Genomic DNA, 12,485 nt, shown 5'->3' on the forward strand with positions numbered 1-12,485 from the left:
GGGAGCCGTGGCTCTGGTCACCGAGGCGCGGGCCTGGCCGGTGACCGGCCGTCCGCGCCGCGCCGCCGTCTCCTCCTTCGGCGTCAGTGGCACCAACGCGCATGTGGTGCTGGAGCAGGCACCCGCCGAGGAACCCCCCGCACGGCGGCAGGCCCCGCCCGCGGACGTGGTGCCGTGGGTGGTGTCCGCGGCCTCGTCCGAGGCGCTGCGCGCGCAGGCCGGACGGCTGGCCTCCTTCGCCGGGGCGCGGACGGACCTGAGCGCCGACGACATCGGACACGCGCTGGCGGCCGGGCGGGCGAGCCTGGCGCACCGCGCGCTCGTGGTCGGCACCGACCGGGAGCGGCTGGTGGCGGGGCTGGACGCGGTGCGGCGGGGAGAGCCGGCCGCGGGAGTGGTGACGGCGGACGGGATGCCCGCCCTGGAGCGCGGCCGGGTGGTGTTCGTCTTCCCCGGCCAGGGTTCCCAGTGGGCCGGTATGGGACGGGAACTGGCCGAGACCTCGCCGGTGTTCCGGGCCCGGCTGGAGGAGTGCGCGGCGGCCCTGGCGCCGTACACCGACTGGTCCCTGATGGACGTGGTGCGCGGTGCCCCGGACGCGCCGCCCCTGGACGACGTCGTGCAGCCGGTGCTGTTCGCGATGTCGGTGTCGCTGGCGGCCCTGTGGCGTTCGGTGGGCGTGGAGCCGGACGCGGTGACCGGCCATTCCCAGGGCGAGGTCGCCGCCGCGTGCGTGGCGGGCGTGCTGTCGCTGGAGGACGCCGCGCGGGTGGCCGTCCTGCGCAGCCGGGTGGCGGGCCGGCTGGTCGGCCGGGGCAGCATCGCGTCGGTGGCGCTGTCGGTGGACGCCGTACGGGAGCGGATCGGGGCCGTCGAGGGACTCCTGGAGGTGGCGGCGATCAACGGGCCGGCCTCGGTGGTGGTCTCCGGCGACACCGAGGCCGTCGAGGCACTGGTGGCCGGGTGCGCGGCGGACGGCGTACGGGCCAGGGTGATCCCCGGCACGGTCTATGCCTCGCACTCCGCGCACGTCGAGGCCATCGAGGACGCGGTGCTGGAGGCCCTCGCCCCGGTCAGGCCCGGCCGTGGCGAGATCACCCTGTACTCGACGGTGACCGGCGACGTGATCGACGGGACCCGGCTCGACGCCCGGTACTGGTACCGGAATCTGCGGGAGCCGGTACGGTTCGAACCGGTGACGCGCCTGCTGATGGAGCGGGGCTTCGACGCGTTCGTGGAAGTGAGCGCGCACCCGGTCATCACGGCGAGCATCGAGGACACGGCCGCCGCCGCGGCCGCCGGCCCGGTGGCCACGGCGGGCACGCTGCGGCGTGACGAAGGCGGCCGGGAGCGGTTCCTGCTCGCGGCCGGCGCGCTGTTCGCCCGGGGCGTGGACCTCGACTGGGCCGCCCTGTTCGACGACGCGGCACGGCAGCCGGTGGAGATTCCGACCTACGCCTTCCAGCGCGAACGCTACTGGCTGACCAGCGGGGCCCAGGCGGCCGGCGCCCGCGCGCACGGGCTCTCCGGACTGGACCACCCCCTGCTGAGCGTGGCGGTGGAGGTGCCGGAGGACGGCGGCCTCGTGCTCAGCGGGCGGCTGTCGCTCGCGGACCAGCCGTGGCTGGCCGACCACCGGGTGGAGGGGCTCGCGGTGGTGGCGGGAGCGTGCCTGGCGGAGATGGCCGTCCGGGCGGGCGACGAGGCCGGCTGCCCGGTGCTGGAGGAACTGGCCATCCAGGTACCGCTGGTGGTCGAGGACGGCCGGGCGACCCAGCTGCGCGTCGGGGTCGGCGACGTCTCCGGGGACGGCACCCGCACGCTGACCATCCACGCGCGCCCCGAACACGGTGACGGCGGCTGGACCTGCCATGCCACCGGCACCCTCGCCCCCGCCCCCGGCGCCCCGCCGCACAAGGACGCGGACGACTGGGCCCGCACCTGGCCGCCCCCGGGCGCCGTACCGCTCCCGGTGACCGGCGTGTACGACGACCTTCAGGCCCGTGACCTCGCGTACGGACCGGTCTTCCGCGGCCTCGAGGCCGCCTGGGACCGGAACGGCGAGACCTTCGCCGAGGCCGCCCTGCCGGACGGCGGCCGGGCGGACGCGACCGCCTTCGGCCTGCACCCGGCCCTGCTGGACGCCGCGCTGCACGCCCTGGTCGTCGGCAACGCGCTGCCCGCGGCACGCGACGGCGCTCCGTGGATGCCGTTCGCGTGGTCCGGGTTACGGCTGCACGCCACGGGCGCGCTCCGGGTCCGCGTGCGGATCACGGCCGCCGCCGACGACGGAACCGTACGGCTGGACATCGCCGACTCGGCCGGGAACGCGGTACTGACGGCAGCCGGCCTGACGCTGCGGCAACTCCCCGCCGGCCGGCTGACCGGCCCGCCCGCGCACGCCGACCACCTCTACCACCAGGCATGGCTTCCGCTGTCCCGCGACCTTCTCGCCCCGCCGCCCGGCGCGCCGGGCCAGGACTGGACGGTGTGGGGTGCGGACCGGCACCACCTGGCGGTCGCCACGGCCCCGCCCGAGGCGTCCCCGGGCGCGGTGATCTGGCAGGCGCCCGGCGGCAGCGGAGCACCGGGCGCGCGGGCGGCGGCGGTCCAGGCCCTGGAAACCGTGCGGCGCTGGCTGGCGGACGACGCGTGCGCCGAGGCACGACTGGTCGTGGTGACCACGGCCGGGGTCGCCGTGGCCCCCGGCGAGCGGACGGACGAGGGCGCCGCCGCGGTGTGGGGGATGGTGCGCTCGGCCCAGTCGGAGCACCCCGGCCGGATCACCCTGCTCGATGTGGCCGAGGGCACCGCGCCGGCCGCCGCCGACCTGGCCGCGCTGCTGGCCGCGGACGAACCGCAGCTCGCCTGGCGCCGGGACGGCGCACACGTACCCCGCCTGGTCCGCACCGCCCGCTCCGCGCTGCTGCCCGTGCCGCCGAGCGCGCTGGGCCCGTCGGACGGGACCCGGCCCGCACTCCGCGTCGGCATGCGGTCCGCCGGATCGGCGGACCGCCTCGAATGGCTCTCCGCCGACCGGCCGGACGAACTGCCCGCGGGCCACATCCGGGTGGCGGTACGGGCCGCCGGGCTCAACTTCCGCGACGTGGTCGCGGGCCTGGGCATGGCCGGCGGTGACGCCGGGCTGCTGGGCACCGAGGCGGCCGGCGTCGTCCTGGACGTCGGCTCCGCCGTCACCGACCTCGCCCCGGGCGACCGCGTGGCCGGGATCGGCCTCGGCTCCTTCGGCTCGGAGGTGATCAGCGACCGGCGCGGCTGGGTCCGGATGCCCGAGGACTGGTCGTTCGCCCAGGCGGCGACCGTCCCGGTGGTCTTCCTGACCGCCTACTACGGCCTGTGCGACCTGGCCGGTCTCCAGCCGGGGGAGTCGCTGCTGGTCCACGCCGCCACCGGCGGGGTGGGAATGGCGGCGATCCAGCTCGCCCGCCACCTCGGCGCGGAGGTCCTCACCACCGCGAGCCCGCCGAAGTGGCACGTCCTGCGCGACCTGGGCGTACCGGAGCGGTACATCGCCTCCTCCCGGAGCCTGGACTTCGAGGCGGACCTCCGCGCCGCGACCGGCGGCAGGGGAGTGGACGTCGTCCTCAACTCCCTGGCCGGGGAGTACGTCGACGCCTCGGTGCGGCTGCTCGCCGACGGCGGACGGTTCCTGGAGATGGGCAAGACCGACATCCGGAGCCAGGAACAGGTCGCCGCGCTGCGCCCCGGCGTCCGGTACCACGCCTACGACGCGCTGGACGCCGGGATGAACCGGGTCGCGGAGACCCTGGCCGCGCTGATGGAGCTGTTCGGACGGGGTGTGCTGCACCCCCTGCCGGCGACCGTGTTCGGGGTGCGGCAACTCCCCGAGGCGTTCCGCTTCATGGCCCGGGCCCGGCACACCGGGAAGATCGTCGTCACCGTGGACCGCCCCCTGGACCCCGCGGGCTCGGTGCTGCTCACCGGCGGCACCGGTGACCTGGGACGGCGGCTGGCCCGGCATCTGGTGACCCGGTACGGGGTGCGGCACCTGGTGCTCGCGAGCCGGCGCGGCGCCGAGGCGCCCGGGGCGCGGGAGCTGCGGGCGGAGCTGGCGGCGGCCGGTGCCCGGGCCGAGCTGGTGGCCTGCGACGTGGGCGATCGCGACGACGTCGCGGCGCTGCTGGCGGCGATACCGGCCGAACACCCGCTGACCGGTGTGGTGCACTGCGCGGCGGTGCTCGACGACGGCGTGATCGAGGCCCTGGACGCCGCGCGCACGGAGCGGGTGTTCGGGCCGAAGGTGGACGCCGCCCACCATCTGCACGAGCTGACCCGGGAACTGGACCTGGCGCTGTTCGTGGTCTGCTCCTCGGCCGCCGGCGTCCTGGGCAGCCCGGGGCAGGGCAACTACGCGGCGGCGAACGCCGCGGTCGACGCCCTCATGGCGGCCCGCCGGTCCGCGGGGCTGCCGGGCGTGTCCCTGGCCTGGGGGTGGTGGGGCCAGGGCAGCGGACAGACCAGCGGCCTGAGCGCCACCGACCGGGAACGCTTCGCCCGCTCGGGCGTCGCCGAGATGACCCCGGAGGAGGGGCTGGGCCTCTTCGACGCCGCTCTCGCGCACAACCTGCCGGTGATGGTGCCGGCCAAGCTGAACCTCCCCGCCCTGCTGCGGGCCGGCCCGGTGCCCCCACTGCTCAGCGCCCTGGCCCGGCCCACGGGCACCGGCCGGCGCACCGCCGACAGCGGCGGCGAGACCGGCGGCTCCCGGGAGCTGCGGCGCCGGCTGGCCGGGCTGACCCCTCCCGAACAGGAGCGGCACCTGCTGGACATGGTCTCCGGGCAGGCCGCCACCGTGCTCGGACACGCCCGCGGCGCCACCGTGGAGGCGGCCCGGCCCTTCACCGACCTGGGATTCGACTCGCTGACCGCCGTCGAACTGCGCAACCGCCTCTCCCAGGCCGTCGGCCTGCGGCTGCCCGCCACGCTGACCTTCGACCACCCCACCCCGCTCGCCCTGGCCCGCCACCTCCACCAGCTCCTCACCGGCGGCGCCGACGCGGCCGCCCCGGCTCTCGCGGCGGCGGCGCCCGCCCCGGCCGCGGCGTCCGACGAGCCCGTCGCGGTCGTCGGCATGAGCTGTCGCTTCCCCGGTGGCGCCGACACCCCGGAGCGGTTCTGGCGGAACCTGCTCCAGGGGGTGAACACCGCCTCCGAGGTGCCGCCGGACCGGTGGGACATGGACGCCTACTACCACCCCCGCAAGGGCGTGCCCGGGAAGGCGTACACCAGGAAGGCGTCCTTCGTGCCCGACCTCGCGGACTGGGACGCCGAGTTCTTCGGCTGCACACCGCGCGAGGCGCTCCGGCTGGACCCCCAGCACCGGCTGCTGATGGAGACGGTCTGGGTGGCGCTGGAGGACGCGGGCCTGTCGGCGGAGCGGCTGCGCGCCAGCCGGACCGGGGTCTTCGTCGGCCTCGGCGACTCCAGCCAGTACCAGCGGCGACAGCTGGAGGCGGAGGGCACCGAGTGCTTCGACGACCCCAGCTTCTTCCTCGGGCTGTCCTCCAGCGCCGCGGCCGGACGCATCGCCTACCACCTGGACCTGCGGGGCCCGTGCGTGACGGTGGACACGGCGTGCTCCTCGGCGCTGACCGCCACCCATATGGCGGTGCAGAGCCTGCGCCGGGGCGAATGCGACCTGGCCGTCGTCACCTGTGCCTCGGCGATCATCGATCCGCAGGCGATCGTCCAGGCGTGCAAGATGAGCATGTTGTCCGCCGACGGGCGCTGCAAGACCTGGGACGTGAGCGCGGACGGGTTCGTCGCGGGCGAGGGCGCCGGGGCCGTCGTCCTCCAGCGGGTCCGGGACAGCGAGCGGGAGCACCGGACCGGCCACGCCGTGATCCGGGGGTCCGCGATGACGCAGGACGGACAGAGCAACGGCCTGACGGCGCCGAGCCGTTCGGCCCAGGCGGCCGTCGTGCGCGCCGCGCTCGCCGACGCGGGCCTGCGCCCCGACGACATCGGCTTCGTCGAGGCGCACGGCTCGGGCACGAGCCTGGGCGACGCCATCGAGTTCAGCGCGCTGCGCGATGTCTTCGGCGACCGGTCCGCGGCGCACCCCCTGCTCGTGGGCGCGGTCAAGTCCCACGTCGGCCACCTGCTCACCTCGGCCGGCATGGCGGGGCTGATCAAGACGGTCATGGCGCTGCGGACCGGCGAGGTACCGGCCGATCTCCATCTGGAGAACCCCAACCCCGAGGTGACCCTCGACGGTCCGGTGCGTCCGGCCCGGGAACGGCAGCCCCTGCCGGCGTCGGGGGACACCGACGGCATCCCGCGCCGGGCCGGTGTCAGCTCCTTCGGCTGGTCCGGCACCAACATCCACCTGGTGCTGGAGCAGACCCGGCCGCCGGAGGCCGAGCGGCCTGGGCAGGCCGCCGAGGGCGAACCCGCCGAAGAGATCATCACCCTGTCCGCGACCAACCGCGCCAGCCTGCGCGAGGCCGCGGCCGCCCTCGCCGACCACCTCACCGAACACCCGGAACTCGCCCTGGCGGACGTGGCGTTCACCACCCGGACCGGACGCACGGCCTTCCCGGTCCGCCGGGCCCTGGTATGCCGCGACGTGGCGGACGCCGTGGCCCGGCTGCGGGCGGAGGAGGGCGCCGACGGGCAGGTGTCGCCGGAGCGGCAGCACCGCATCGGCCTCGTCCTGGGCGGCGGCCGGTCCCGGCCGGACGGCCTTCGCGAGCTGTACGACACCGAGCCCGCGTTCCGGGCGGCGGTCGACGCGTGCGCGGAGCCGGCGGCGGCGCGGTTCGGCGTCGATCCGCGGGACACCCTCGCACTGCGAGAGCGGCCCGCCGCGGAGGCTGACGGTCCGGGGCGGACGGCCGCGGAGGCTGACGGTCCGGGGCGGACGGCCGCGGAGGGCGATGGCCCGGGGCGGACGGTCGCCGAACTGGCCGGTTTCACCGTGGACTACGCGCTGGCGCGGCTGCTGGAGGCGTACGGGCTCGGCCCGTCCGTGATCCTCGCGCGAGGCTCCGGACAGTACGTGGCGGCCTGCCTGGCCGGGGTGTGCGGCCTGGCGGACGCGCTGTCCCTGGCCGTGGACACCGGCCACGCGGCGAAGGTCGGCTTCCAGGAGCCACGGGTCAACGTGATCTCCTGGGCGACGGGCGACCTGCTCACCGCCCAGGAGGCGGCCGACCCCGCCTACTGGGCGAAGGCCGCCGCCCAGCGGGACCCGGCCGGCAGCCCGCTCCACGGCCTCGGCCCGTACGCGAGCGTCCTGGTCACGACGGACGCCGACGACGCGGCGGAAGCCGACGTCACGACGGGCGCCGACGTCACGACGGATGCTGACGTCACGACGGGCGCCGACGACGCGACGGGCGCCACGGCGCCGGTCGTGCGGCTGGTACCCCCGCCGGGCGAGCCCCTCGGCCGCGGCGCCTGGCTGTCGGCGCTGAGCGGTCTGTGGCAGCTCGGCTGCGCGGTGGACTGGAGCGCGGCCCGCTCCGACGGGCGCCGACTGCTGCGGCTGCCGTCGTACCGCTTCCAGCGCGTCCGGTACTGGCCGGCCCTCGCCCCGGCGCGGCCCGGCACGGGCACCTCCCGCTCCGGCGACGGCCCGGGGAGCGGGGCCGGTGACCGCGGGACCCGCTTCCTCGCCCCCACCTGGCACCGCCAGGACGCGCTGCCTCCGGTTTCCCCGCCGGAGCCCGCGACCCTGCTGGTACTGGCCGGGCGGGCCGGACTCGGCGGGGCACTGGCCGAGCGGGCCGCCACCGGAAACCGGGTGGTGCTGGTCGAGCCCGGTGCGCGGTACGCGTTCCGGGAGGGCTCCGCCACCATCGATCCCGCGCTGCCCGGACACTACGAACGCCTGCTGACCGAGGTGAGCCGGACGCCCGGCGGATCGGCGGGACCGCTGCGGGTGGTCCACGGTTACGGCCATGAGCACGCGGTGGCCGGCGGACCGGACCGGGACCCGGGCACCGCCCTGGACCACGGCTTCTACAGCCTGCTGTGGCTGGTGCAGGCGATCGGCCGGGTCATGCCGGGCCGCGAGGTGGAACTCGTCGTCGGACTCCCGGGCGCCTTCGACATCCTCGGCGGGGAGGCCGTGGACCCGCTGTCCGCCCCCGCCGTCGGACTCGCCCGCTCGCTCGTCGTGGAGTACCCGCACATCCGCTGCCGCTGCGTCGACCTCGACCCGGCCGAGCGGCCCGGGACGGCCGCCGAGCACCTGCTGCGCGAGTTCCGGCCGTGGCCCCCCGCCGACACCGCCGACACCGCCGACACCGCCGACACCGCCGACACCGCCGACACCGCCGACACCGGCGACGAGGTGCTGAGCGGCTGGCGCCGGGGACGGCGCTGGCTGCCGGGGCTCGCGCCGGTACGGCTGCCCGAGGTTGCCGACGACCAGGTGTGGCGGCCGGGCGGGGTGTACGCCATCACCGGGGGTACCGGCGGCCTCGGCCTGGCCCTGGCCCGCAGGCTCGCCCCGCTGGGGGCGAAACTCGCCCTGATCGGCAGGACGGAACTCCCCGAACCCGAGATGTGGGACTGGTGGCTCGACACCCACCGCTCCGACGACCGGATCAGCGGCATCCTGCTGGCCGTCAGGCAACTGCGCGCGGCGGGCGCCGAGGTGCTCCCGGTGACCGCCGACATCAGCGACCCGGCCGGGGCCGCCGCGGCCGTCCGGACCGTCCGTGAGCACTTCGGCGGCCTGGACGGCGTCGTCCACGCCGCCGGTGTGCCCGGGGGCGGGCTGCTCCAGACCAAGACTGGCGAGGCGGCCGCCGCCGTCCTCGCCCCCAAGGTGCTCGGCACCCTGTCCCTCGCCGAGGCGCTCCGGGCCGACCCGCCCGGACTGCTGGTCCTGTACTCGTCCACCGTTACGGCGGCCGGCGGACACGGCGAGGGCGACTACGCGGCGGCGAACGCCTTCCTCGACGCCTTCGCGACCGCCGAGGACGGGGCGGGACGCGTGGCGCACCGGGTCGTCTCGGTGGGCTGGGGCGCCTGGCAGTTCGACCGGTGGCAGGCCGAGGCGTACGCCGCCGCGCCCGAGCTGCTGGAGCGGGCGCGGCGCAGCCGGGAGGAGTTCGGGTTCACCGAGGAGGAGGGCACCGCCGCGCTCGGTCGTGCCATCGCCGCCGGACCCGCCCACCTCTACGCGCTGAACCAGCCGCTGGAGGACCTCGTGGCCACCATGCGGACGCTGGCGGACCCGTCGGCCCTGGCCGGGGAGGGCGCGGCGGCCCCCGCCGGACAGCGCCACCCCCGGCCCGAGCTGCGGGTCCCCTACACCGCCCCGGGCACGGAGACCGAACGCCGGGTCGCCCACGTGTGGCAGGAGCTGCTCGGCCTGGAACAGGTGGGCGCGCACGACCCCTTTTTCGAACTGGGAGGCACCTCCCTGGTCGGGCTGGCCATGGTCAACCGGCTGGGCGCCGAGTTCGGCACCGAACTGGCGGCGGCGAGCCTCTTCGAACACCCCACCGTGGCGCAGCTCGCCCGCCTCCTCGACGCCTCCCGCCCCGGCGGCGGCACGCACGGCGAGACCCCCGCAACGCGGCACCAGGACACCGAGGAAGACGGCGCGGCACGCGGACGGCGACGCCGGTCCCAGGCCGCCGCCTCGGCCATCAAGCGCAGGAGGACGGGCAAGTGAGCTGGCAGACGAACGAGGACCAGCCGGACGAGCCGCGGACCGGCGAATCCGGGACCGACATCGCGCTCGTCGGCATGGCGGGCAGGTTCCCCGGCGCCGACGGGGTCCGGACCCTGTGGGGCAACATCCGGGCGGGCAAGGACACCATCACCCACTTCACCGAGGAGGAGCTCCGGGCCGCCGGGGTCGGTGAGGAACTGCTGAGGAACCCGGCCTACGTCCGGGCCGGATCGGTGCTGGAGGACATCGACCGCTTCGACGCGGGGTTCTTCGGCTACACCCCCAAGGAGGCGCAGCTCCTGGACCCGCAGCAGCGGCTGTTCCTGGAGAGCGCCTGGCACACCCTGGAGGACGCCGGGACCGACCCGGCGCGTTTCGACGGGACGATCGGCGTGGTCGCCGGCACCGGTGTCAGCTGGTACCTGCTGAACAACCTCAGCAACCGGCCCGACCTCGCCGAAAGCGTCGGCGAGACCCAGATCGGCCTGGCCAACGACAAGGATTCGCTCGCGACCAGGACGGCCTACGCCTTCGACCTCACCGGGCCCTGCTACACCGTGCAGAGCTACTGCTCCACCTCGCTGGTCGCGGTGTCCCTCGCCTGCACGGCCCTGGTCAGCGGCGAGGCGGACATGATGCTGGCCGGCGGCGTGTCGGTGTTCGTGCCCCACCGGGTGGGCTACCTCCACCAGGAGGCGGGCATGTCGTCCCCGGACGGCAGGTGCCGGGCCTTCGACGCCTCCGCCCAGGGCACCCCGGTGGGCAGCGGCGTCGGCGTGGTCGCGCTGCGCAGGCTGGCGGACGCCCTCGCCGACGGCGACCGGGTCTACGCCGTCATCCGGGGCTGGGCCGTCACCAACGACGGCGCCAACAAGGTCGGGTTCACCGCTCCCGGGGTACGCGGCCAGTCCGCCGTCATGGCCGAGGCGCTGGCCAGCGCCGGACTCTCCCCGGCCGACATCGACTACGTGGAGGCGCACGGCACCGCCACCAACCTCGGGGACGCCATCGAGATCGCCGCCCTGCAACGCGTCTTCGACGTGGACGGCGTCACCCGCTGCGCGATCGGCTCGGTGAAGACCAACCTCGGCCACCTGGACCGGGCGGCCGGGGTGACCGGCCTGATCAAGACCGCGCTGGCGCTGCACCACGAGGAGATTCCGCCGACCCTCAACTTCGAGCGGCCCAACCCCCAGCTGGCGCGCTCCGCCGACCGGCTGGAGGTGGTGACGAGCCTGCGCCCCTGGCCCCGGCGCCAGACCCCGCGCCGGGCCGGGGTCAGCGCCTTCGGCATGGGCGGCACCAACGCCCACGTCGTCGTGGAGGAGGCACCCGCCCCCGACCCCGCCCGCCGGCCCGCCCCCCGGGACCACCAGCTGCTGGTCTGGTCCGCCCGCACCGCCGACGCCGCGGACCGGATGACGGAGCGACTGCGCGACTGGCACGGCGAGCTGTCCGGGGACGCGGCGGGAGGGGACACGGCGCGGCGGGCGGCGGACCCGGCCGGGGGCGGCACCGGTGAGCGGGACGCGGACCGGCTCGCCGACATCGCCTACTCCCTCCAGACCGGCCGGGCGGTGTTCGAGCACCGCCGGGCAGCGGTCGTCTCCTCGCCCGACGACGCGGTACGCGCCCTGGGCGAGGACGCCGCGCACCGGGTGTTCGCCCGCCGGGACACCGCCCGGCGGCAGACCGGCTTCCTGCTGGCCGGCGTCGGTGAGCACTACCGGGGCATGATCGGCGGCCTGTACCGCGCCGAGCCGGTGTTCCGCGACGCGGTCGACGCGTGCGCCGAGATCTTCTCCGACCGGCTGGGCGTCAACCCCGTCGAGGGCTTCCTCGGCGAGCGCGAGACCGGCTCCGCGGACCTCGCCGACCTCCTGGGCCGTACCCCGGACGCCGCCGGCCCGGACGGGCTCGCCGCCACCGAGATCGTCCAACCCGCGATGTTCGCCGCCGACTACGCGCTCGGCCGGCTGCTGATGTCCTGGGGGATCGTCCCCCGGGTGCTGCTCGGCTACAGCGTCGGCGAGTTCGCGGCGGCCTGCCTGGCGGGCAGCCTGACCCTCCCCGAGGCCGCCTCCCTGACGGCGGTCCGCGCGCAGCTCATCGCGCGGCTCCCGGCCGGGGCGATGACCGCCGTACCCCTGTCGGCCGCCGAACTGCGCACCCGGTTCGGGCCGTTGCCCCAGGCCGGCATCGACGTCGCCGCCGTCAACGGACCCGCCTTCACCGTCCTGTCCGGCCCCGTGGACGCCGTCGCCGAGTTCTCCGAGCGGCTGGCCGCCGCGGGCGTCCCCGGCCGGGCCCTGCGCACCACGCACGCGTTCCACTCGGCGGCCCTGCGCCCGGCCGCTCCGGAACTCACCGCCTGGGCCCGCGCCGAACTGCGGCCCACGGCGCCGCGCATCCCGTACCTCTCCAACGTGACCGGCGCGCCCGTCACCGAGCGGCAGCTGCGGGACCCCGGCTACTGGGCCGAGCACATGTGCCGCACCGTCCAGTTCTCCGACATGCTCACGCACCTGTTCTCCGGGGGCGACGACGCGCTGCTGGAGATCGGGCCCGGCCAGTCCCTCGGCGCCATGGCCCGCAACCACCCCGCGTGCTCGCGCGAGCGCTGGCCGCTGCTGCTGCCGACCCTGCCCGCGCAGGCCGACCCCACCACCGACCAGGCGGTACTGACCCAGTCGCTGGCCCGGCTGTGGCTGGCGGGCGTGGACCTCGACTGGACCGCCTACCACCAGGACCGCGGCCCCCGGAAGGCCCCGCTGCCCGCTTACCCCTTCCAGCGCGAGCGGTACTGGAT

Annotated in this window: 2 protein-coding genes; both read left to right on the plus strand. The window is 76.2% G+C overall.

Going from position 1 to position 12,485, the window contains the following annotated elements:
• Positions 1-7 precede the first annotated feature (7 nt).
• Positions 8-9,676 (plus strand): type I polyketide synthase, encoded by a 9,669-nt coding sequence (locus tag AXW62_RS22370; protein ID WP_289306018.1) that lies wholly within the window; start codon positions 8-10, stop codon positions 9,674-9,676.
• A partial coding sequence (locus AXW62_RS22375; RefSeq protein WP_252368681.1) for a type I polyketide synthase occupies positions 9,673-12,485 on the plus strand: 2,813 nt, incomplete at its 3' end. The genes AXW62_RS22370 and AXW62_RS22375, both read left to right, overlap by 4 nt.

This window comes from Streptomyces hygroscopicus subsp. hygroscopicus, assembly GCF_001553455.1.
Taxonomy (GTDB): domain Bacteria; phylum Actinomycetota; class Actinomycetes; order Streptomycetales; family Streptomycetaceae; genus Streptomyces; species Streptomyces hygroscopicus.